This is a genomic window from Micromonospora sp. NPDC023888 (genome assembly GCF_040639415.1).
Lineage (GTDB): Bacteria > Actinomycetota > Actinomycetes > Mycobacteriales > Micromonosporaceae > Micromonospora.
Genome location: NZ_JBEZZW010000019.1, coordinates 49464 through 70124, shown reverse-complemented (window position 1 = coordinate 70124; position 20661 = coordinate 49464). Strand labels below are relative to the sequence as shown.

Annotated in this window: 23 protein-coding genes; 14 read left to right on the top strand and 9 right to left on the bottom strand. The window is 73.6% G+C overall.

Going from position 1 to position 20661, the window contains the following annotated elements; all coding sequences use genetic code 11:
• Positions 1–33: 33 nt before the first annotated feature.
• Genes AB0F61_RS18810 through AB0F61_RS18795 form a run of 4 tightly spaced genes read right to left on the bottom strand, consistent with a single transcriptional unit; the run spans position 34 to position 1622 of the window.
• Positions 34–594, bottom strand: a complete 561-nt coding sequence (locus tag AB0F61_RS18810; RefSeq protein ID WP_357811133.1) for a hypothetical protein — start codon at positions 592–594, stop codon at positions 34–36.
• The gene (locus AB0F61_RS18805) at positions 591–1112 is read right to left on the bottom strand and encodes a DUF6286 domain-containing protein (RefSeq protein WP_357811130.1); all 522 of its coding nucleotides are present in this window, start codon (positions 1110–1112) and stop codon (positions 591–593) included. The genes AB0F61_RS18810 and AB0F61_RS18805 overlap by 4 nt, the downstream gene beginning before the upstream one ends.
• Before the next feature lies 1 nt (position 1113).
• On the bottom strand, positions 1114–1434 hold the full coding sequence (locus tag AB0F61_RS18800; RefSeq protein ID WP_357811127.1) for an Asp23/Gls24 family envelope stress response protein: 321 nt from the start codon (positions 1432–1434) through the stop codon (positions 1114–1116).
• On the bottom strand, positions 1431–1622 hold the full coding sequence (locus AB0F61_RS18795; protein ID WP_357811124.1) for a hypothetical protein: 192 nt from the start codon (positions 1620–1622) through the stop codon (positions 1431–1433). Before AB0F61_RS18795 ends, AB0F61_RS18800 begins: the two co-directional genes overlap by 4 nt.
• A gap of 162 nt (positions 1623–1784) precedes the next feature.
• On the opposite strand from AB0F61_RS18795, the gene AB0F61_RS18790 reads away from it, so the two are divergent.
• Positions 1785–2660 carry a DUF2726 domain-containing protein gene (locus tag AB0F61_RS18790; protein ID WP_357811121.1) on the top strand — a complete coding sequence of 292 codons (876 nt, stop codon included), beginning with the start codon at positions 1785–1787 and terminating at the stop codon, positions 2658–2660.
• 283 nt (positions 2661–2943) lie between these two features.
• On the top strand, positions 2944–4221 hold the full coding sequence (locus AB0F61_RS18785) for a hypothetical protein (protein ID WP_357811118.1): 1278 nt from the start codon (positions 2944–2946) through the stop codon (positions 4219–4221).
• 127 nt (positions 4222–4348) lie between these two features.
• Here the strand turns inward: AB0F61_RS18785 and AB0F61_RS18780 are convergent, their stop codons facing one another.
• Together AB0F61_RS18780 and AB0F61_RS18775 are read right to left on the bottom strand one after the other, a co-directional pair.
• Positions 4349–4696, bottom strand: coding sequence for an Lsr2 family protein (locus AB0F61_RS18780; protein WP_355030559.1), 348 nt, complete (start codon positions 4694–4696; stop codon positions 4349–4351).
• A 140-nt stretch (positions 4697–4836) separates the two neighbouring features.
• Positions 4837–5445 carry a response regulator transcription factor gene (locus AB0F61_RS18775; protein WP_357811114.1) on the bottom strand — a complete coding sequence of 203 codons (609 nt, stop codon included), beginning with the start codon at positions 5443–5445 and terminating at the stop codon, positions 4837–4839.
• A 98-nt stretch (positions 5446–5543) separates the two neighbouring features.
• Here AB0F61_RS18775 and AB0F61_RS18770 point away from each other — a divergent pair, with 98 nt between their 5' ends.
• The 4 genes from AB0F61_RS18770 (at position 5544) to AB0F61_RS18755 (ending at position 10235) form a co-directional block, all read left to right on the top strand.
• Positions 5544–6275 carry a HAMP domain-containing sensor histidine kinase gene (locus tag AB0F61_RS18770; RefSeq protein WP_357811111.1) on the top strand — a complete coding sequence of 244 codons (732 nt, stop codon included), beginning with the start codon at positions 5544–5546 and terminating at the stop codon, positions 6273–6275.
• 83 nt (positions 6276–6358) lie between these two features.
• A complete protein-coding gene (locus AB0F61_RS18765; protein ID WP_357811108.1) occupies positions 6359–7228 on the top strand; it encodes a manganese catalase family protein in 870 nt (289 codons plus the stop codon).
• 140 nt (positions 7229–7368) lie between these two features.
• Positions 7369–9699, top strand: coding sequence for an endopeptidase La (gene lon, locus AB0F61_RS18760; RefSeq protein WP_357811105.1), 2331 nt, complete (start codon positions 7369–7371; stop codon positions 9697–9699).
• A 131-nt stretch (positions 9700–9830) separates the two neighbouring features.
• The gene (locus tag AB0F61_RS18755; protein ID WP_357811102.1) at positions 9831–10235 is read left to right on the top strand and encodes a DoxX family protein; all 405 of its coding nucleotides are present in this window, start codon (positions 9831–9833) and stop codon (positions 10233–10235) included.
• A 75-nt stretch (positions 10236–10310) separates the two neighbouring features.
• Here the strand turns inward: AB0F61_RS18755 and AB0F61_RS18750 are convergent, their stop codons facing one another.
• Together AB0F61_RS18750 and AB0F61_RS18745 are read right to left on the bottom strand one after the other, a co-directional pair.
• A complete protein-coding gene (locus AB0F61_RS18750) occupies positions 10311–12056 on the bottom strand; it encodes a DEAD/DEAH box helicase (protein ID WP_357811099.1) in 1746 nt (581 codons plus the stop codon).
• A gap of 110 nt (positions 12057–12166) precedes the next feature.
• Positions 12167–13039, bottom strand: coding sequence for a hypothetical protein (locus tag AB0F61_RS18745; protein ID WP_357811096.1), 873 nt, complete (start codon positions 13037–13039; stop codon positions 12167–12169).
• 132 nt (positions 13040–13171) lie between these two features.
• Between AB0F61_RS18745 and AB0F61_RS18740 the strand changes: the two genes are divergently transcribed.
• The 5 genes from AB0F61_RS18740 to AB0F61_RS18720 all read left to right on the top strand — a co-directional run bounded on the left by AB0F61_RS18740 (position 13172) and on the right by AB0F61_RS18720 (position 16511).
• Positions 13172–14323, top strand: a complete 1152-nt coding sequence (locus AB0F61_RS18740) for a histidine kinase (RefSeq protein WP_357811093.1) — start codon at positions 13172–13174, stop codon at positions 14321–14323.
• Entirely contained in the window at positions 14320–14925 is a 606-nt protein-coding gene (locus AB0F61_RS18735; RefSeq protein WP_357811090.1) for a response regulator transcription factor, read from the top strand. Before AB0F61_RS18740 ends, AB0F61_RS18735 begins: the two co-directional genes overlap by 4 nt.
• A gap of 109 nt (positions 14926–15034) precedes the next feature.
• Positions 15035–15490, top strand: coding sequence for a hypothetical protein (locus tag AB0F61_RS18730; RefSeq protein ID WP_357811087.1), 456 nt, complete (start codon positions 15035–15037; stop codon positions 15488–15490).
• A gap of 79 nt (positions 15491–15569) precedes the next feature.
• Positions 15570–16088: a 2'-5' RNA ligase family protein gene (locus AB0F61_RS18725; RefSeq protein ID WP_357811084.1), complete on the top strand. Its 519-nt coding sequence runs from the start codon at positions 15570–15572 to the stop codon at positions 16086–16088.
• A 219-nt stretch (positions 16089–16307) separates the two neighbouring features.
• On the top strand, positions 16308–16511 hold the full coding sequence (locus tag AB0F61_RS18720) for a hypothetical protein (RefSeq protein ID WP_357811082.1): 204 nt from the start codon (positions 16308–16310) through the stop codon (positions 16509–16511).
• 63 nt (positions 16512–16574) lie between these two features.
• On the opposite strand, the gene AB0F61_RS18715 is transcribed toward AB0F61_RS18720, so the two are convergent.
• Positions 16575–17276 carry a hypothetical protein gene (locus AB0F61_RS18715; protein ID WP_357811079.1) on the bottom strand — a complete coding sequence of 234 codons (702 nt, stop codon included), beginning with the start codon at positions 17274–17276 and terminating at the stop codon, positions 16575–16577.
• A 200-nt stretch (positions 17277–17476) separates the two neighbouring features.
• Between AB0F61_RS18715 and AB0F61_RS18710 the strand changes: the two genes are divergently transcribed.
• From AB0F61_RS18710 to AB0F61_RS18700, 3 genes are all read left to right on the top strand, one after another.
• Positions 17477–18220, top strand: coding sequence for a winged helix-turn-helix domain-containing protein (locus AB0F61_RS18710; RefSeq protein ID WP_357811076.1), 744 nt, complete (start codon positions 17477–17479; stop codon positions 18218–18220).
• A gap of 76 nt (positions 18221–18296) precedes the next feature.
• Complete coding sequence (locus AB0F61_RS18705; RefSeq protein ID WP_357811073.1) at positions 18297–19331, top strand: cytochrome P450; 1035 nt, start codon at positions 18297–18299, stop codon at positions 19329–19331.
• Complete coding sequence (locus tag AB0F61_RS18700; RefSeq protein WP_357811070.1) at positions 19328–20191, top strand: isocitrate lyase/phosphoenolpyruvate mutase family protein; 864 nt, start codon at positions 19328–19330, stop codon at positions 20189–20191. The genes AB0F61_RS18705 and AB0F61_RS18700 overlap by 4 nt, the downstream gene beginning before the upstream one ends.
• The last annotated feature ends 470 nt before the right edge of the window (positions 20192–20661 follow it).

The following is a 20661-nucleotide window of genomic DNA, read 5'->3' as shown; positions in this document are numbered from 1 at the left end:
CGGCACCGATCATGCCCGCCGGTTCGGCGCGGGTCAGGGCCGGCCCGGCTCGATGTGGGCCGTCACGTCAAGGTGCGCCGGCTGGCAGCCGGTCGTCGCCGCGAACCGGTGGACGGCGGCGCGAACGTGGTCGCGTACGCCCGCGGCCGTCGCGTCGGCCGTCAGGTCCACCCGGATCCACACGTCGGGGTGCGGCGGCTCGCCGGTGAGCACCACGCGGGCCCGGCGTACCCCGGGGTTGCCGGTCAGGTCGCGGACCAGCGCGTCGGTGAGGACGTCGGTGGAAAGTCGGGTGCGGCCCGGTCGTCGGCCGGGGTGGCTCAGGGTGCCGCGCAGCGTACCGGCGGGTCGCCGCACCTCCCGGGCCAGCAGGCGCTGCCCGGCCAGGGCGAGTAGTGCGCCGCCGACCGCCGCGGCGAGGGTGCTCCACGGCGTGGCCGTCCGCCATTGCTCAAGCATTCCGGGGCTGAGCACCATCGCCTGTGCACCGGCGCCGGGCAGGGTGCCGTGGCCGGCCGCCAGCGCCGCCGCTCCGCCCGCCACCAGTAGCAGCGCGATGATGGTCCACAGCAGGCGGTGCCCGGCGTTGGTCATGCCGGACGCCGGCGAGGCTGGAGCCGGACGTCGACGTGGCCGGGGCGGGGCGCGGTGAGCCGGTGCAACTCCTGGTGCACCGCGTACTCGATCTCCGCCCGGGCCGCCGGGTCGCCGCTCGCGCGCACCCGGGGCCGCCACTGGCCGCCGCGCCGTCGGACCCGGACCCGGGCGCGGCGTACGCCCGGCACCGCGCTGGCGGCGTCTGCCAGCCGCCGCTCGACGCTGCGCCGGTGCAGGTGCCAACCGTCGCGTTCGTCGGTGCGCAACCGCACCGGCGTCCAGGGGCGCAGTTGGGCGACCAGGATGGCCAGGCCCAGCAGTACGGCGCCGCCGGCCACCGCCTGGACGGTCGGGTCGCGCCACCGGGTGTCGCTCAGGGCGTCGAGCCAGCCGGTGGTCTCCAGTGGCGCCGGCCGGTCCAGGGCGAGCAGCAGTGCCTGGACGGCCACCAGCGCCCCGCCGGCGAGCAGGGCGGTGGCCAGCAGCAGCGAGGCGACCCGGTTGACGCTGCGCATCTCAGCCGCCCTCGGCGGGCACTGTCGCGGGGGCGGCGGAGACGTCGACGCCCGGGACGAGCAGGTCGTCCACGGTGACGGTCACCGCCGCCACGCGGAGCCCGGTGGTGGCGGCCACCCGGTCGGCGACCACCGCCCGGACCGTCTCGGCGATGGCGGGCACGCTGTGCCCGTACCAGGTGATCAGGTGCAGGTCGAGGCCGACGGACCGGTCGTCGAGGCGGACCGCCGCCGGACGGACGACGGACACGCCCGGCACCAGGCTGGCCGCCTGGACCGCGATCCGCGCGACCTCCGGGGCGTCGGCGGGGCGGGTGGTCATCGGCGTCGCCGCGGGTCGGTGTGGCGGTCGCCGAGGCCGGTCACGGTGAGGTCGCCGTCGAGCACCCGGACCACCAGCCAGCCGAGCAGGCCCGCGAGCACGGCGAGGGCGGCCACGCCGATGCCGGCGAGTGCCCAGACCGCCACGGCGAGAAACCCGGCGAGGAAGCCGAACTGCTGTCGCGACATGGTCACCTCCGGCCGGTCCGGTACCGGCGGTCGCTGGATACACCCGCCGGCCGTCCCTGGAACGTCAGTCGCCTGTGATCCCGGTCACACTCGAACTCGGTGTCCCATGATCGACCACCTAGACTCGGCCCGGCTCGACCGACCGGCGGATGGATCAGGCAGATGACGAGCATCGGCAGCGACTACCGCGGCTGGCTGCGGGCGCTGCCCGCCGACGGTGGGCATGAGCCGCTGCTCAGTCGCGCCGGCCACCTGGTCCATCCGGCGCGCCGGCTCAGCGACCTGGTCCAGGGTCGCCCGCCCGGGGTCACCGGCAGTCAGTGGAGTTCGGCCAGCCGGGCCAGCTTCGACTTCGTGCTCTGCGCCGCCGACACCGGCCGGGCGATCGTCGCCGTGGAGATCGGTCCGGTCGCCACCGCAGGCTCGGCGCAGCAGCGCGTCGAGCGACTCAAGGACGCGGTGAGCGCGGCGGCCGGCCTGCCCGTGCTGCGGATCGGGTCGCCGACGTTGCGGGCCGCCGAGCACGGCCGGCGCCTCGTTGAGTACGTGATCGACGCCCGCGTCTACGCGGCGGGCGCCGCCGCGGTGACCGGGGACGACCCGGCCCCGGTGGGCTTCCGGGACATCCTCGGTCGGCTGCCGGACGGCCGGACCGGGCCGGTCAACGACCTGGGCGCGCTCACCCGCGCGGCGGCGGTCGAGGCGTACGTGGCGGGACGGGTGGCCGACCCGATCGTGCGGGGACTGCACGTGCGCTGGGCCGACGGGCCGGCGCAGGGGTGGAGTTGGGTGCAGGTCCGCCCGGACGCGTGCCTCGTCGAGCGGGTCTCGGTGACCGAGCACCGCTTCTCCTGCGGCATCGACGCGGCCCGACTGGCCGAGGATCTCGCCACCGTCGCGGTGGGGGAGCGGCTACGCGCGGACACCGGAACGGACCTGCTGCCGCGCGCCGAGTTGACCGCACAGATCGCCGCGCTGAGTCGGCGCCGTGACGAACTGGTCGGCGGGTTCGCCTTCGACCACCTCTGCGCCGACTGACCGGCGCCCGTTCTGCCTGCTGACACCGGCTCCGGATCCGGTGCCGCAATTTCCTGCGCGACGGTTGAACCTTCCCGGTCGCCGTCCCGTACTCCTGCGCGAATGAACAGGATCTCCCCATCCGCGTCCACCGGGCGCGGGAGACGGTGCGGAAAGGGCATCGTCGGCCATCGACGCATTACCCGGGTAGGTCACGGCGCTCACCGCCGTGGCGTGCCATCTCACATCCGTCGGTCCGCCGAGGGCAGGAATCCACTACCGGATCGAGAAGGAGAGCAATTCGATGCGCAGGTCCACACGGGCGCGCCGGTCATCCGGCAACGCGCGGAGCAAGCGTCTGCTGGCCGTTGTCGGCACGCTCGTGGTCTTCGGCGGAGTCGTCGCCGTGACCCAGATTTCGTCGGCCCAGGACCGGCGGACAAATAAGCCGCGTCCGGCTTCCGCGCAGTGCGTGGAGCCGAGCCCGGGTTCGACCGCGCCGGCTGGCGCCGCCTCGACCAGCCGGACCTGGCAGAACGGTCGGTGGGTGCGTAATCACTGGGGTGACGGGCAGCAGTCGGTCCCCGAGTGCGAGGACGGCAAGGACGGCACGGTGGGCACCGGCACGGCCATCGCCTGTCCGGATGTGACGGCGAAGTTGCCGCAGGTGCCGGCCCAGGCGCGGGCCGAGGTGGACCGCGGTCTCGCCCAGTTGCAGGCCCAGATCGCCGAGGCGGACCGCCGGCTGGCAGCCGAGGGCAACAAGGGCGAGGCGTTCATCCGCAACGCGATCCTGCAGCCGCTGGCCGGCAAGCGGCGCGCGGTGCTGGACCGGATCACGACCGCGATCGACCGGGTCGGACCTCGGCCGCAGGGTCTCGCGCAGCTCGCCGACTGTCAGGTGCAGCCGACCGGCAACAACAACGGCGGCGGCAGCACGCCCACCACCACCCCCGGCGGCGGCAACACCGGCGGTGGCAACAACGGTGGCGGCAACACCGGCGGCGGCAACAACGGTGGCAACGCCCCCGGTGCCGGGCTCGGCGTGCTCGCCAACGACTGCGACGAGAGCCGGCTCCAGCCGCACGACGGTTTCCAGATCGGCAACCGCTGCGTGAGCACCGAGTTCGGTGAGGTCGGCGCCGCCGCCAACAACCCGTCCCTGCTGATCACCCAGTTCCCCGACCAGGTCGGCCGCAACCAGGCGTTCACCCTCCGGGTCAGCACCCGCAACCTGGTCCGGGACCGTTTCCTGGCCGCCGGTCAGGGCGGCTACTACGTGGAGAGCTCGCTGCTCAACGCCCAGGGCCTGGTCCGGGGCCACTTCCACACCGCGTGCCGGATGTTGGACAGCCTGACCACCCCGCCGGAGCCGCAGGAGGTGCCCGCCTTCTTCGTGGCGACCGAGGACGGCCGCGGTGGTGCCCAGCCCGACGAGGTGACGATCCAGATTCCGGGTCTGCCGGAATCGGGGACGGCGCAGTGCTCCGTCTGGGCCGGTGACGGCTCGCATCGCCTGCCGATGATGGAGCGGGCCAACCAGACCCCCGCCTTCGACTCGGTACGCATCGACGTGAACTGATCCACCTCGATCGGCCGGTGGCCGGTCACCCGGGCGACAACCCGGGTGACCGGCCACCGTCGTTTCCTGCCGAGACAATCCGACGGGGCCCCGCCGTCGTGGCGGGACCCCGTCGGCAACTCGCGCGTCAGCGCGCCTTGTACGCCTCGACGACCTCAACCGGGATCCGGCCCCGCTCGGAAATCTTGTAGCCGTTCTTGACGGCCCATTCCCGGATGGCCCGGTTCTGCTCCCGATCCATTCCGGCGCCGGTGGGTCGCCCCGGCCTCCGGATCGATCGGGTGCTCTCCACCGGACCGCGCCCGATCCGCCGACCCGCATTGATGTACGGATCCAGTGCCTTGCGCAAGACGCCGGCATTTTCGTCCGAGACGTCGATCGTGTAGGCCACTCCGTCGAGACTGAACTCGACCGTCCGGTCGGCCTTGCCGCCGTCGAGGTCGTCGGTCAGGACCGTGATTACTTTTCTCGCCATTGCCGATTACTCCCTGTGTGCGGCGGGATGTGTTCAAAGTCTGACCTATCACCCCGGTAATCCGCAACAATATGCGCCCCATTCGGCGCGTCGTGATTCCGTTACCCAGAAAAACCGTGAATCGGTGCGTTGACGGAGCCTCAATCGTCGAGCAGGCCGCTGTGCCCGGCCACGGCGGCCGCCTCGGCCCGGTTGGACACCCGCAACCTGCGCAGCAAGGCGGCCGTCATCCGTTTCACCGTCCGTTCCGAGACGTGCAGTTCTTCGGCGATGTCGACGGTCTTGCGACCGGCGGCGATCGCGCGCAACAGCCGCCGTTCCTCGCCGTCCAGGTCGACAGACGTGGCGTTCGTAGGCCGCAGCATGGCCCGCAGCAACTCGGCGGGGAGCACCGCCCAGCCGTCGAGGATCGCCAGCAGCGGGGGAAGCAGTTCCTCCGGTTCGCTGGTCTTCGGCAGGAATCCCTCGGCGCCCGCCCGCAGCGCCTCCAGTGCCGGAGCGGGATCGACGGAACCGGACATCGCGACCACCCGTACCCGTGGGGTGGTCCGCCTGATCGCGGCCACCGCCCGGATCCCGCCGGGTGCCGGCATGTGCAGGTCGACCAGGGCCAGGTCGGGCCGGCAGCGGCTGGTCAGCGCGGCCGCGGCGGCGGCGTCGCCGGTCGAGGCGACCACCTCGGCCCGGCCGTCGGTGGTGATGGGGAGCAGCAACTCCAGCCCGCGGACGAAGAGGGGGTGATCGTCCACGACAACGAGTCGGATGGTGGAGGCTCCCGGCATGTCTGCGCCGTTCCCCAGCGGGTACCGATCATGCGGGTACGCACCGAACGAGGGGAGTCGGGTGGATGCGCGCACGCCACGGTCTGCGGGGCCTGCTGCGAGGGTTGCGCCAGATCGAGCCGGCCTCCGGTGACCTGCGGCTACCGGAGGCCGATTCGGAGTTGCTGTTGCGGGTGTTGTGTCACGAGTTCCGGACGCCGATCAGCACCCTGACCTCGCTGACCCGGACGCTTGCCGACGAGCGCCGTGAGCTGACCGGCGCGGACCGGCGGGCGATCACCGAGTTGGCCCGTGACCAGGCTGTGCACCTACAGACCCTGCTGCGGGACGCGACCGCCGGCACCGGCGCGTTGGCGTCGGCTCCCGGACCGGAGCCGGTCGTGCCGCTGGCGGGCATCCTGCGCGAGGCCGCCGCGCTGGTGCCGGCGGGTCGGCGGCGTGCTCGGGCCACCCGCCGGGCGGCCTCCTGCCCGGTGCCCGGCGGGCGGACCCGTCAGGTGCTCGTCAACCTGGTGGAGAACGCGCTGCGGCACGGGCCGGCGCAGGGGCAGGTCGGGCTCTACGCGGCGCTGCGCGGTCCCGGCCTGAGCATCCTGGTCACCGACGAGGGGCGGGTGGACGACGCGCTGCTGGCGGCGCTGCGTCGCCCGGTGCCGACCGTCGGGATGTCCGGGTTGGGGTTGTGGATCGTGCGGCAACTCGTGGCGACGGATGGGGGAACGCTGCGGGTGCACCGGCTGCGGCCGCGCGGTGTGGCGCTGGAGGTGCTGCTGCCCGCGGCGCGGCCGGTGGCCTGACCCCGGGGGGACGCCGGTCGGCCCGACCGGGTCACCGGGAGGGGAACGCCTCGCTACCAGCTTTCCGGTGTCGAGGGGGTCAGATGTTCAGTCACGTCAAGGATCTGCAGTTCGAGGCGAAGCCGGACGGTCCGGACGCCGCGTTCGCCCGCCGGTTGCAGGAGGTTCTGGGCGGCAAGTGGGGCGAGATGACAGTCGCCAACCAGTACCTCTACCAGGGCTGGAACTGCCGCCTGCCCGGTAAGTACAAGGACCTGCTGCTCGACGTCGGCACCGAGGAGATGGGTCACGTCGAGATGATCGTCGCGATGATCACCCGGCTGTTGGACAGCGCACCGCTGTCGCTGACGGAGGGGATCGCGGAGGATCCCGGGGGTGCGGCGACCTACGCCGGGTCGAACCCGGCGCACTTCATCCACGGTGGCGGCGGGGCATTGCCCGTCGACTCCAGCGGGGTGCCCTGGAACGGCTCGTACATCACCGCGAGCGGCAATCTGCTCGCCGACTTCCACCTTAACGTCACGGCGGAGGCGCAGGGCCGGCTCCAGGTCGCCCGGTTGTTCAACATGACCGACGACCCGGGCGTCAAGCAGATGCTGCGCTTCCTGCTGGCCCGCGACACGATGCACCAGAACATGTGGCTGGCGGCGATCGAGCAGCTCAAGGAGGACGGCCTGGAGGACATGCCGGTGCCGGAGGCGTTCCCGGACTCCGGCGACCTCACCGCGGAGTACGGCTACACCTACCTGGGCTTCTCCTCGGGTACGGACGCCGCCGAGGGGCGTTGGGCGTCCGGGCCCGCGCCGGACGGCAAGGGCGAGTTCCGGTACGACGACGCCCCGCGCGCGAACGCCCCGGAGCCGGTGCTGCCCCCGGGGGACCCACGGTTGTACGGCACCAATCCGGGTGTGGCGGGCTCGGTCGTGAACACGGTGAAGAGCAAGCTCACCTGAGGTTTCTCGGCGGGCCGCCACCGGTGCGGGGGCGGCCCGCCGGAGCCCCGGTGAGGTGGCCTGGGTCACAGTCCGGAACAAGGGGAACGCTTTGTTACTTGAGTGAGACACGCTCAACTCAACGCGATAGCAGGTGTTCGATGGCAACTCTTCCGGTACTTCCCCTGACCGACGCCGTGCTGCTGCCCGGCATGGTCATCCCGGTGACCCTCGACCCGACCACCCAGGCCGCGATCGACGCGGCACGGGCGACCGGCGATCGCAAGCTGCTTGCCGTGCCACGCATCGACGGCGAGTACGGCCCGGTCGGCGTCGTCGCCACCATCGAGAAGGTCGGCCGGCTGCCCGAGGGTGAACCCGCCGCCGTCATCCGTGGCCTGTCCCGGGCCCGGATCGGCTCCGGCGTGCCCGGCCCCGGCGCCGCACTCTGGGTCGAGGCGACCGAGATCGACGAACCCGCTCCCGCCGGCCGCGCCCGGGAACTCGCCCGCGAGTACCGCGCCCTGGTGACCTCCGTGCTTCAGCAACGGGGCGCCTGGCAGGTCATCGACGCGGTGGAGCGGATGACCGACCTGTCCGAGCTGGCCGACTCGGCCGGCTACGCGCCCTGGTTGACCCTGGACCAGAAGACCGAACTGCTCGCCGCGCCGGACGTCACCGCCCGGTTGGAGCTGCTTGTCGGCTGGGTGAAGGACTACCTGGCCGAGCAGGAGGTCACCGAGCAGATCAACAGTGACGTCCGCGAGGGCCTGGAGAAGTCCCAGCGGGAGTTCCTGCTGCGCCAGCAGCTCGCCGCGATCCGCAAGGAACTGGGCGAGGACGAGCCGGACGGCTCGGCCGACTACCGGTCCCGGGTCGAGGCCGCCGAACTGCCGGAGAAGGTCCGCGAGGCGGCCATGCGCGAGGTCGGCAAGCTGGAGCGGGCCAGTGACGCCTCCCCGGAGGCGGGCTGGATCCGCACCTGGCTGGACACCGTGCTGGAAATGCCGTGGGGCACGCGTACCGAGGACAACACCGACCTGGCCGCGGCCCGCGCGGTGCTCGACGCCGACCACGCCGGCCTGGCCGACGTGAAGGACCGCATCCTGGAGTACCTGGCCGTGCGCAACCGCCGTGCCGAGCGCAACCTCGGCGTGGTCGGCGGTCGCGGCTCCGGCGCGGTGCTCGCCCTCGCCGGTCCTCCCGGAGTGGGCAAGACCAGCCTCGGCGAGTCCGTGGCCCGCGCGCTCGGGCGGAACTTCGTCCGGGTCTCGCTCGGCGGCGTCCGCGACGAGGCGGAGATCCGCGGTCACCGGCGCACCTACGTGGGGGCGCTGCCCGGCCGGATCGTCCGCGCGCTGCGCGAGGCCGGCTCGATGAACCCGGTCGTGCTCCTCGACGAGGTGGACAAGGTCTCCGCCGGCTACGCCGGCGACCCGGCCGCCGCCCTGCTGGAGGTGCTCGACCCGGCCCAGAACCACACCTTCCGGGACCACTACCTGGAGGTCGACCTGGACCTGTCCGACGTGCTGTTCCTGGCCACCGCCAACGTGGTGGAGTCCATCCCCGGCCCGCTGCTGGACCGGATGGAGCTGGTCACCCTGGACGGCTACACCGAGGACGAGAAGGTCGCCATCGCCCGCGACCACCTGCTGCCCCGGCAGCGGGATCGGGCCGGGCTGACCGCCGACGAGGTGAGCGTCGCCGACGACGCTCTCGCGCTGATCGCGGGCGAGTACACGCGGGAGGCCGGAGTCCGGCAGCTCGAGCGTGCGCTGGCCAAGATCCTGCGCAAGGTGGCGGTGACGCTGGCGACCGACCCGACCCCGGTACGCGTCGACACCGACAACCTCACCGGTTACCTGGGGCGACCGAAGTTCACCCCGGAATCGGCCGAGCGCACCGCCGTGCCCGGCGTGGCAACCGGCCTCGCCGTCACCGGCGCCGGTGGGGACGTGCTCTTCATCGAGGCGACGAGCATGGAGGGCGAGCCGGGGCTGACCCTGACCGGCCAGCTCGGCGACGTGATGAAGGAGTCGGCGCACATCGCCCTGTCGTACCTGCGCTCCAACGGGCGGCGGCTCGGCATCGACCCGAACGCCCTGGCGGGACGGCGGATCCACCTGCACGTCCCGGCGGGCGCGGTGCCCAAGGACGGCCCGAGCGCCGGCATCACCATGGTCACGGCCCTGGCGTCGCTCGTCACCGGCCGCCCGGTCCGCCCCGAGTTCGGGATGACCGGCGAGGTGACGCTCTCCGGTCGGGTGCTGCCGATCGGTGGGGTGAAGCAGAAGCTGCTCGCCGCACACCGGGCCGGCCTCACCGAGGTGATCATCCCGGCGCGCAACGAGCCCGACCTGGACGACCTGCCGACCGAGGTGCGCGAGGCGCTGACCGTGCACACCCTGGCCGACGTGGCCGACGTGCTCGCCCTGGCGCTGCGCCCGGCCGACGTCGAGGCGCTTGACGGTCCGGCGCTCTTCACCGTCTGACGCCCACCCACCGGAACCCCCGCCGTCTGCCCAGACGGCGGGGGTTCTCCGGTACGCGGGGAGAGGTCTACCGTCTCGCTTGAATCCTCGACTACCTCTTCGCCGCGAGGCGTCCCCCTGGAGGAACCCCCGTGAACGTCGTGCTCTGGATCATCCAGATCCTGCTCGCCGTCGTCTTCGCCGGCGCCGGCTTCGCCAAGCTGACCCAGCCCAAGGACAAGTTGCGTGAGCTGATGCGGTGGGTGGACCCGGTCCCGCCGACCCAGGTCAAGGCACTCGGCGCCGTCGAGCTGCTGGCCGCCGTCGGGCTGGTGCTGCCCGCGCTCACCGGCATCGCCACAGTGCTCACCCCGATCGCCGCCACCGGGCTGGTCATCGTCATGATCGGCGGCATCCTGGTGCACCTGCGGGACCTGAAGAAGCGGGACACGCCGGAGGGGCGTCGCGCCGAGCTTCAGGGTGCGATCACCTGCGCGGTGCTGCTCGTGCTCGCCGCCGTGGTGGCCTGGGGCCGCTTCGGCCCGTACTCCTTCTGACCCGCCGCGCCGGCGACCGTCGTACCCCGACGGTCGCCGGCGGCGCGCTCAGGCCGGCGGTCGCCGGCGGCGCGCTCAGCGCTCGTCGCCCCCGCGGTCGCGGCGCACGGTGGCCTTGCGGCCCTTGATCGTGCTCTGCCGCAGCCCGGAGATCACCTCGTCGGCCACCCCCTGCGGCACCTCGACCAGCGAGAACCGGTCGGCGATCTCGATCGAGCCGATGTCCCGGCCACGGATCCCGGTCTCCCCGGTGATCGCACCCACCAGATCCTGCGGGCGCACCCCGGCCCGCCGGCCCAGGCCGACGAAGACCTGGACGGTGTTGCCGCCGCCCGAGCGCGGCCGGCCCCCGCCCCGCCGGTCGCCGCCCCGGCCGCCGCTCTCCGGCCGACCTTCGCGGGGAGCGCGCACCGGGACCTGCGGGATCTCCTCCTCGTCGTCGGCGCCCGGCGAGGTCACCTCGTGGGCCAGCTTCACGGCGGCGAGGGCGACCTCCATCAGGTCGAACTCGTCGGTGAGCGTCTCCACGATCACCCGGTACGGGTCGAGGTCGTCCTCCAGCAGGCTCTCCCGCAGCGCCGCCTGGGTCAGCTCCAACCGGCGGGTGCGCATGTCGGCCACGGTGGGGATCTTGTCGATGGTGATCCGCTGGCCGGTCACCCGCTCGATGGTCTTGAGCATCCGGTGCTCACGCGGCTCGGCGAGGGTGATCGCCACGCCCTCACGGCCGGCCCGGCCCACCCGACCGATCCGGTGCACGTACGACTCCGGCGCGGACGGCACGTCGTAGTTGACCACGTGGGTGAGCTGCTCGACGTCCAGCCCGCGGGCCGCCACGTCGGTGGCGACCAGCAGGTCGGCGGTGCCCGCCCGCAGCCGGCCCATCACCCGGTCGCGCTGCTCCTGGCTCATGCCGCCGTGCAGCGCCTCGGAGCGGTAACCCCGCCCGTTCATGGTCTCGGTCAGCCGGTCGACCTCCTCCCGGCTGCGGCAGAACACGATCGCCGCGGTGGGGGACTCCACGTCCAGCACCCGGCCCAGCGCGGCCGGCTTGTGCGCCCGGGTCACGATGTAGGCGCTCTGCCGCACCCGGGGCGCCTCACCGGCGACGGTCTGCTCCCGACCGATCTCGATCCGGACCGGCTCGCGCAGGTGCTGGCGGGCCATCCCGTCGATGCGCGACGGCATGGTGGCCGAGAAGAGCACCGTCTGACGCTGCGCCGGAGCGTGCTCCAGGATCGCCTCGATGTCCTCGGCGAAGCCCATGTCGAGCATCTCGTCGGCCTCGTCGAGCACCACCGTGGAAAGGCCACCGAGGCGCAGGGTGCCCCGGGCGATGTGGTCGAGCGCCCGACCCGGGGTGGCCACCACGACGTCGACGCCAATGTCCAGTGCCCGCAGTTGCCGCCCGATCGGCTGCCCACCGTAGATCGGCAGCACCCGCGCACCCAGGTCCTTGCCGTAGCGGTGGAACGCCTCGGAGACCTGCACCGCCAGCTCCCGGGTCGGCACCAGCACCAGCGCCACCGGGTCGCCGTCGCGGCGGTGGGGCGTCATGAGGTTCAGCAGCGGCAGCGCGAACGCCGCCGTCTTGCCGGTGCCGGTGGCCGCCTGACCCAAAAGGTCCCGCCCTTGCAGCAGCGGCGGGATCGCCTCCCGCTGGATGGGGGTCGGCTCCTCGTACCCGAGGGCGGCGAGCGCTCCCAGCAGCTCGGCGCGCAGCCCGAGCTCGGTGAAGGCGCTCACCTCGTCGGTGCCGCCGGGGGTGGCGTCAATCGGTGCGTCGGTCGGTGCGTCGTGCTGTGCAGGTGCGGAACTCATGTGCCAAGCCTTTCATTACGCCGTCCGAGCCGCTGCGCCGACCGCCACAAGAGCGCGATCAGCGCCCAGCGGCACCCCCCGCACAAGATCGGCCCCGTCGGGCGGAGCCGTCAGACGGCGCCGGTCAGGATTGCCACGATCATGATGACCGCCAGCGTCACGTCGAGCACAACGCACCACTCGGCGTACCCGCGTGGCACCACCCGGCCGGTGCGGTGGTGGGCCAGGTCCCATCCGGCGTGCGCCAGCCAACCGAGCGCCACCAGCCACGCGGCCGTCTGACCCCCGACCACGACCGCGGTCAGCGTCAGCGCGACCCAGACGGCCAGGCCGACCAGTTGGGTGGCGAGCACGCCCGGCCCGCGCAGGGTGCGTCGGACCATGCCGATCAGCAGGTACCCGCCGGGCAACACCAGCATCGTCCACGGGCTGAGCACCCTCGGCTCGACCCACATGTCCACCGTCATCAGCAGCGCCAGCCCGGCCGGCCAGCGGTGGGCCAGCGCCACCACGGTCGGATGCCGGCGTACCGCCACCGGCGTCTCGTGCCGATGGCGCACCGCCACCAGCACCATCGCCGGCACCATCAGCAGGTGACCGCCGAGCATCAGCGCGTCGCCGTCCAGCCAGCCGGCCCAGAACGGTACGAGCACCAACAGGAACGGCACGTACATCGCCGCGGCCATCTCGACGACCCCACGCCAGTGGTGCGCCCGGTAGCGCATCCACACCGTCATCCCGACCGTCATGTTCGTGGCCATCACCAGCGCGGCGACGTCCGGCCGGCCGAGCGTCCCGCTGATCCCGAGCGGGGCGCCGGCCGCGTCCCACAGGGGCCCGAGCAGCAGCATCCCGACGACCATCGCCACCGCCATCTCGGCGAGATGCCACCACAGCCGTCGCGTGCCGGCGCCGGGCGCTGCCGGCATCGGCGCAGGCGACGGTACGACCATGCTGTCCGCGTACACCCGTGTGTTTTCCATGCCGTTGACCCTGCCGGTGTCCCGGCGTGGTCGGCAGGCTCGTCCGTCACCGGAATCCCGCGCGGATCGCACGGTCCGACCGTGACATGTCGCACGGGTGGACCGGGCGCCGGGCGGTCCTAGGATCGGTGCGTGGCGAGCGAGGCGGTGACCCCCCGGGCGGACCGCCGGCTGCACCGGGCTCGGCGGGCGACGCTGCTGTCGCTGGCCACCGGCGTGTGGGCGGGTGTCCTGCTGCCCGCCGTCGGCCTGACCCGGGAGTCGTCCGCCGGCCGCGTCGTGCTCGGCGCGGTCGGGATCCTCATCTCCGCGGCCACCCAGACCGCTGTGCTGTACGCCGCGGTCACCCCCTGGCTCGCGCAACGGTGGCGACGTCGCGCCCAGCTCGGCCTGGTCGTCGTGGCGGCGCTGACCGTGCCGTTGGTGGCCCCGGTTGCGGCCGGGGCCTGGCCGACCTGGGCGTGGATCGGGGCGTCCCTGGTCGGGATGGCCCCCCTGCTGGTCCGCCTCCCGGGCGCGCTGGCAGTGACCGCCGGCACTCTGCTCGTGTCGGCGGCGGTCGCCTGGTGGACCGGCGGGTCCGTGGGGCGGTCCCTGGCCGTGACCGGCGGCATCGGGGTGGGCGTGGCCGCGGTCAACTGGTTCCAGGTCTGGTTTTGGGACCTGCTGGTGGAGGCTCGGCAGGGTCAGGCCGCCCAGGCCCGGCTGGCCGCCGCCGAGGAGCGGCTGCGCTTCGCCCGTGACGTGCACGACCTGCTGGGGCACAGTCTCACAGTGATCGCGCTGAAGGCCGAACTCGCCGCGCGGCTCGCACCTGTCGACCCGCAGCGGGCCGGGCGGGAGGCCGCCGAAGCGCAACGGTTGGCCGCCTCCGCACTCACCGAGGTTCGCGAGAGCGTGCACGGCTACCGGGCCGTCGACCTCGGTGAGCAGGTGGCCGCCGTGGCGGACGTGCTGCGTTCCTGTGGGGTGCGCTGCACGGTGCCGCCACGCGTCGACCTGCCTCAGCCGGCCGCCACCGAACTGGCGGCGGTGCTGCGTGAGGCGGGCACCAATGTGCTGAGGCACAGCCGGGCCGAGTGGTGCCGGATCCACATCGACCGGGACGAGAACGGGGCCAGGATGACCATCGCCAACGACGGTGCCGACGACAGCGGCCCGGACGAGCACAGCCACGGCCTGCGTGGGCTGGCCGATCGGCTCGCCGCTGCCGGAGGCGAGTTGCGGGTACGCCGGGAGGACGCGATCTTCACCCTCGAAGCCACCGTGCCGGTGTCGACGTGATCCGCGTCCTGCTCGCCGACGACGAGGATCTGATCCGGGTCGCCGTCGCCGCGCTGCTCGGCCTGGAGCCGGACATCGACGTGGTGGCCCAGGCGGCCGACGGGCCCTCGGCGGTGACCGCGACGCTCGCGCACCGCCCGGACGTGGCAGTGGTGGACCTGGAGATGCCCGGTCTGGACGGCATCGCGGTGGCCGCCGAACTGACCCGGGTCCGTCCTGAGTGCGCGGTGGTCGTGCTGACCGGGCACGGCCGTCCCGGGCACCTGCGGCAGGCGCTGACCGCCGGGGCCCGCGGTTTCGTGCCCAAGGGCTCGCCGGGCGGCGCGCTCGCCGACGTGATCCGCCGGGTGCACGCCGGCGGCCGGTACGTGGACCCGTCGCTGGCCGCCGACGCGTTGACCCTGCCCGCGTGCCCGCTGACGCCACGGGAGTTGGAGACGCTGCGGCTGGCCGAGTTCGGCGCCCCGGTCGCGGTGATCGCCCGCCGGGTGCACCTGTCCACCGGCACCGTCCGCAACCACCTGTCCGCCGCCGTGCAGAAGCTCGGCGCGGCGGACCGGGCCGAGGCCGTCCGCACCGCCCGGGACAACGGCTGGCTCTGACCTCGCGCCTCACCCGGATGCCCGGGGGAGACCCGCCGCTCCGCCGGTCCTGCCGCGCCGCCGGTCGACCGACGTGGGGGCCTTTGCTCGAAAGACTCTAGGAGGAGGCGTGAACATCGCCGACTGGCGGCGCCAGTTCACCGGGCCGCGGATCGTCCACGGAGATCTGCCCCTGCGGATCGACGGGGTGGTCAAGCCGTGGTCGATGGACGTCGGCCACAGCAGGCTGCACCTGCGGGGCCTCATCGGCGACCAGGAGGGCGACGACGAACTCCGGGTGCTCGACCTGGTGTTCCACGACGTCTCGCGGATCTGCGTGCCCGACGTGTGCCGCCGGTTCGCACTCCGGTTGGCGTCCGCCGAGCAGAAGGCCGCCGAGGAGGAACGCCTCGGAACGCGCTGGCCGTACGGGACGATGTTCCTCCTCGACCGCGACCGGACCACGGACTACGTCGTGGCCGGCCGGGTCTACTGGGCCGAGGTCGGTGTCTCGCCGGCTGACCCGTCCCCGTTGCTGCGGGAGCACGGCGACACCGCGGCTCCCGACGAGATCTTCTTCGCCTGAACGGACCACCCGGCAGCGCTCAGGAAGCAGGAGGCCCCGAGCTGTTCGGGTGACGGGACCGTCCGGCTAGCGTGGGCGCGTGCGTACGGTGGAACTGGTCTGCTCACCCGGCTTGGAGACGGCCGTCCGGGCGGTCTGGCAGCGGTTGGCCGCCGCCGGGTTGCCCAGCCTGGCTCGCAACATCCACCCGACCAACCGGCCGCACCTGACCCTCGCCGCCGTCGACGAGTTCCCGCCCGGGGTCGCGCACCGCCTGGCCGAGGTGTTCGACGCCGCGCTGCCGGTGCCTGTCGCGCTCGACCGCGTCGTCGTTCTCGACGGCAGCGCCCCGCTGGTCTGGCTGGTCCGGCCGACGCCGGCGCTGACCCGGCTGCACGCCGCCGTCTGGGACGTCCTCGCCGAGGCCGACGGGCACCGCCCGTGGCACGCCCCGGGAGCGTGGGTGCCGCACCTGAGCCTGGCCCTGCGATTCCGCGACGCGGACCTGCGGGTGGCCCGTGCCGTCGCCGGTGGGCAGCGCCCGGCGGGAGACTTCGACGCCGCGCGCAGCTACGACGGAACGGACCGGACGGTGACGCCGCTAAGCCGGCTCCGCTAGGGTCGGCGCGTGGTCCGGCACCGAGGACCGGTGCGGCGGCGACGATGACCGACTCCCGGCGAATCGCGCTTCCGGAGCCGGCCGACAGCAGGGATCATGGTCGCCATGAGCGCTCCGGGAACTGAGTGGGTCACCGTCGCGGCCTATCCGAACATCAGCGGTTGCCCGCAGCCGATGGCCGCCGTCCGCGCTTGACTACGTGATCGGGGCATCGACTGGATGCCCTTTGCGGCGGACGTGATCGCCGTCGATCTGGCCTGTGGCGTCGGCGACGACGGTCGCTGGCACGGCTGGGTTGGCATCCGTGTCCAGGCTGCCGCGTTGCGCGGGCTCGGCCTGCACCCGGACCAGCCGACCGCGACGGCCACCAACCCGAGCCCGCCCGCCTGGTGGCACGCGGCCGCGGAACGCCGTGCCCGCTAGGCCCCGGCGCGGACCGTCCCAGGTGTGTCGTCGCGGGCCGAGCGGGCTCGGCGGGTCGGTGCCTCAGTTGCCGCCACCTCCGCCGTCGCCGCCCCCGCCGCCGTCGCCCCCGCCCCCGCCACTGAAGTCACTGCCACCCACGCCACCGGAACCGCCGGCGTAACCGTGGCGGCCGTCGAGGAAGGGCAGATCGCCGCGAATGCCGCGTGGCTTGGGCCGCTTGCCCAGCCCTGCGAGGTGTTGCAGGCAGACCCGTTCGGAAGCCGGGAAGCATTCGCCTCGGCCTCCGCAGTCGGCCAGGTAGCGACTGCCGCCCGGGATGCGAAGCTCGTGGTCGACCCGGAACAGCAGGGGGAGGCTGGTCGGGTCGCCGCCCTCGTCCCGGCGTGCGTGGTGCAGCGTGGCGAGCAGCAGGGTGTGGTGACCGGCGTCGGTCGCGCCGCCGCCTGTCGCGGACCTCGGCTGGTGGCGCAGAGGGCGCCCGAACGCCGCGTCGCAGAAGGTGGCGTAGTCCTGCGCGTGCAGCGTCAGTGCCTGCCACAGGTCGTCCACGACCACCGACGGCATCGACAGCTTCGCGTCGCCCTGGCGGACGGCGAGCCGGAACCACTGTCGGGTCGCGGATTCGGCGACGGCGATGTCGTCGTCGCTGAGATGGGGGTACTGATTCCGGAGGTGTTCGCGCCCGCTGGCCGGAAAGCGCAGGTCGGCCACGGCGCGGAGTCGGCGAGGGGTGCGGGCGCTTCTGAACGTCGTCCAGTTCATGCGGCTACTTCTATCCGCCCAGGCTGCGGGCGCTAGGGCCCCGACTTGCCGAAGTGGCGCCGTGGCCCCTTCAGAGTAGGGCGGCAGGCAAGGGCGTCCGGCTGTCCGACCAGGACAGGTGGACCGCGGCCGGCTCCCGTCGGCGTTCCGCGTCGGACCCGGATGATCGGCACGCCGCCGGTCGGGGTGATGATGGCGGCATGAGTGGTGGCACCGAGGGTCGCGTGATGGCCGAGTTGGCGGCCCTGCTGGCCGACGGCACCCGGGCCGGCATCTGTGTGGCGTTGCTCGACGGTCGGGCCTGGACAGCCGGCGAGCTGGCCCGGCGAGCCGGTGTCGCGGCGTCGACGGCCAGCGACCACCTCACCCGCCTCGTGCACGGCGGCCTGCTGGTCGAGGAGCGGCAGGGCCGCCACCGCTATGTGCGCCTCGCCGGGCCGTCGGTGGCCCAGCTCATCGAGGACCTGGCCGGACACGCTCCGGCCCCACCGGCGCCGGTCGGGTCGCTGCGCGCGGCCACCGTCAGCGCCGCCCTGGCGTACGCCCGGACCTGCTACGACCACCTGGCCGGGCGGCTGGGTGTGCTGATGTACGACGCGCTCGTGGCCGACGGACGACTGGACCGCTCCAGCGGGCTGACGGTGACCGCCGAGGGCTGGGCGTGGGCGGCCGAGCTGGGCGTCTCGGTGGATGCCCTGCGCACCGCTCGACGAGCTGTGGTCCGGGACTGCCTGGACTGGACCGAGCGCCGCCCGCACCTGGCCGGAGCGCTCGGGGCGGCCCTGCGTGTCCGCTTCACCGAGCGGGGCTGGCTCACCGCGGGCGCCGGTCGCGCGGTCCGACTCACCCCGGCCGGCCGCACCGCCCTCGCCGAAACCCTCGGCGTCCCCGCATCCGCCCTCGCGCCCACCCCGCCCCCGGCACCCGCCAGCGGCCGCGCCTGATCCGCCGGCCGGGAACGCGGGCCGGGGACGGGATCGTTCGGCGGGGGCCGAAGGGTTCGGGCTCTACCGTCGGGCGGTGACCGACACCTGGCCCGACATCGCACCCGCCGCCGGAACGCCGGCGTGCGGCCCGCCCTCGTTCGCGCCGGAGCGCGGTTGGTGGGTGACGCGGCACGCGGACGTGCGGACGGCGCTCACCGACCCGGCCTTCCGGGTTCCGGTGGTCGACAGCGGTCCGCCCGGCACGCTCGCCTGGCTGCGTGCCTCGGTGAGCAGGTTCAGCTCACCGCCACGGCACGCCGAGCGCCGGTCGATGGTGGTCACCGCGCTTGCCGCGCTGGACCCGGACGAGCTGCGGCAGGAGGCGGCACGCCTGACCGTCGCCGTCCTGGACCGCGCCGGTGACCGCGTCGACGTGATGCGCGAACTGGCCCGGTCGGTGCCGCTGCGGGTGCTGGCCGGGCGCCTCGGTATCGCCGACCCGGTAGCCGCCGGGACGGCGGTCGCTGTCGTCGCGGCGGCGTACCACCCGGGGGTTGACGTGGCAGTGCTCCGGCGGGCCGACCGGGCGGTGGCGACGCTGCTGGCGGTGGTGCCGCCGGCCGCGCCGGAGGTACGCGCGAACCTGATCGGTCTGCTGGTCCAGGCGTGCGACGCGACGGCCGGTCTGATCGGCGCCGCCGCCCACCACCTGCTGCCCCTGCCCGGCGGCGACCCGTCGGGCGCGGGGCGGACGGCGGAGTTGCTGACCGAGGTGCTGCGGCTGGACCCGCCGGTACGGGCGACCCGGCGGGTCACCGTGAGCGCGGTGCGACTGGGTGGGCGCGACCTGCCGGCGGGCAGTCAGGTGCTTCTGCGTTTCGACGCGGCGAACCGGGACCCGACGGTGTTCGCCGAGCCGGCGGCGTTACGGCCGGGCCGTCCCGGCGCTGCTCTGCTGACCTTCGGGGCGGGGGAGCGCGGCTGCCCCGGCGACCGGCACGCCCTGGCCCTCGCCACCGGGGTGCTCGACGTGCTGCGCGAACGCTGCCGGCGCATCGAGGCCCCGCTGTGCCACGAACCGCACCCGACCCTGAGCGTGGCGAAGACCCTGGAGGTGAGCGTCAGATGACCGACCGGCGAGCGGAGTTCCGCGCCCTGCATCACGGCGGCCGGCCGCTGCTGCTGCCGAACGCCTGGGACCACGCGTCGGCGGCGGCCCTCGCGGCGCGCGGCCACCGGGCGATCGGCACCACCAGCCTCGGGATCGCCGCGACCGCCGGGCGACCCGACGGCGCCGCGGCCACCGCCGGGGAGACCCTGGCCCTGACCCGCCGGCTGGCCCGCCTGCCGGTGCTGCTCACCGTCGACGTGGAGGCCGGGTTCGGTGACGACCCGGCGGCGGTCGCCGGGTACGCGGCGGAGCTGGCCGGGCTGGGCGTGGTCGGGATCAACCTGGAGGACGGGTGCGCCGACGGCACCCTGGCCGATCCGGGGTGCGTCGCCGACAAGGTCGCGGCCGTGAAGGCGGCGGTGCCGGACCTGTTCGTCAACGCCCGCGTCGACACGTGGTGGGTCGGGGTGCCGGACCCGTTGCCGCAGACCCTGGCCCGGGCCCGTGCCTACCGGGCCGCCGGGGCGGACGGGATCTTCGTGCCCGGCACCGTCGACCTGGCGACGCTGCGCGTGCTCAGCGAGCGGATCGACGGTCCGCTGAACGCGCTGTACCAGCAGGGCGGGCCGACGCTCGACGAGCTGTGCGGGGCCGGGGTCGCCCGGGTCAGCACCGGCTCCCTGTTGTTCCGGGCCGCGCTCGCCGCGGCCGTCGCCGCCGCCGACGCGGTCCGCGCGGGAGGGCCGGTCACCGCGTCGGGGCTGCCGTCGTACGCCGAGGTGCAGGGCCTAGCGCCGGTGCGGGACGCCACAGGCCTACCTCGAAGGCCTCGCACAGCCCTCGGTCGCGGCCGGCCACCTGTGCCCACCGACTCATGACCCGCAGGTACTCCTCGGTCAGGTAGTCGCGGTCGAGGATCGACCCACGCCCGCGCTGCACGCCGCCGTCTGGGACGTTCTCGCCGAGGCCGACGGGCACCGTCCGTGGCACGGCCCCGGGGGCGTGGGTGCCGCACCTGAGCCTGGCCCTGCGGTTCCGCGACGCGGACCTGCGCATGGCCCCGTGCCGTCAGCGGTGGACAGCGCCCGACGGCGTGGGTGAGGCCCGCGGCTTGCACGCCCCCGGGGTGGGCGATATGTCACATCGCCATTGATACGTGTCGACGAGGTCGTTTTGCCGTTGCCACCGCCGAGAGGCAGCCCGCGACGTGGCTCGTTGCTGTCGCATATGAGCCCTGACCTGGTCTTTTGTTCGCTGTCGGGCTTATGGTGGGCCTGCCTCAGCCCTCTTTCCGTCAGCCGTGATGATCGACGGGCAGAACCGTGGCGGCACCGGCAGGGGAGGAGTT

Excerpts from the sequence above, each read along its gene's own strand:
- AB0F61_RS18805 (WP_357811130.1), bottom strand. The coding sequence starts at position 1,112 with ATGCGCAGCGTCAACCGGGTCGCCTCGCTGCTGCTGGCCACCGCCCTG.
- lon (WP_357811105.1), top strand. The coding sequence starts at position 7,369 with ATGGCAACTCTTCCGGTACTTCCCCTGACCGACGCCGTGCTGCTGCCC.
- AB0F61_RS18715 (WP_357811079.1), bottom strand. The coding sequence starts at position 17,276 with ATGAACTGGACGACGTTCAGAAGCGCCCGCACCCCTCGCCGACTCCGC.
- AB0F61_RS18780 (WP_355030559.1), bottom strand. The coding sequence starts at position 4,696 with ATGGCGAGAAAAGTAATCACGGTCCTGACCGACGACCTCGACGGCGGC.
- AB0F61_RS18795 (WP_357811124.1), bottom strand. The coding sequence starts at position 1,622 with ATGTCGCGACAGCAGTTCGGCTTCCTCGCCGGGTTTCTCGCCGTGGCG.
- AB0F61_RS18790 (WP_357811121.1), top strand. The coding sequence starts at position 1,785 with ATGACGAGCATCGGCAGCGACTACCGCGGCTGGCTGCGGGCGCTGCCC.
- AB0F61_RS18745 (WP_357811096.1), bottom strand. The coding sequence starts at position 13,039 with ATGGAAAACACACGGGTGTACGCGGACAGCATGGTCGTACCGTCGCCT.
- AB0F61_RS18770 (WP_357811111.1), top strand. The coding sequence starts at position 5,544 with ATGCGCGCACGCCACGGTCTGCGGGGCCTGCTGCGAGGGTTGCGCCAG.
- AB0F61_RS18765 (WP_357811108.1), top strand. The coding sequence starts at position 6,359 with ATGTTCAGTCACGTCAAGGATCTGCAGTTCGAGGCGAAGCCGGACGGT.
- AB0F61_RS18810 (WP_357811133.1), bottom strand. The coding sequence starts at position 594 with ATGACCAACGCCGGGCACCGCCTGCTGTGGACCATCATCGCGCTGCTA.
- AB0F61_RS18750 (WP_357811099.1), bottom strand. The coding sequence starts at position 12,056 with ATGAGTTCCGCACCTGCACAGCACGACGCACCGACCGACGCACCGATT.
- AB0F61_RS18785 (WP_357811118.1), top strand. The coding sequence starts at position 2,944 with ATGCGCAGGTCCACACGGGCGCGCCGGTCATCCGGCAACGCGCGGAGC.
- AB0F61_RS18700 (WP_357811070.1), top strand. The coding sequence starts at position 19,328 with ATGACCGACCGGCGAGCGGAGTTCCGCGCCCTGCATCACGGCGGCCGG.
- AB0F61_RS18800 (WP_357811127.1), bottom strand. The coding sequence starts at position 1,434 with ATGACCACCCGCCCCGCCGACGCCCCGGAGGTCGCGCGGATCGCGGTC.
- AB0F61_RS18710 (WP_357811076.1), top strand. The coding sequence starts at position 17,477 with ATGAGTGGTGGCACCGAGGGTCGCGTGATGGCCGAGTTGGCGGCCCTG.
- AB0F61_RS18720 (WP_357811082.1), top strand. The coding sequence starts at position 16,308 with ATGCCCTTTGCGGCGGACGTGATCGCCGTCGATCTGGCCTGTGGCGTC.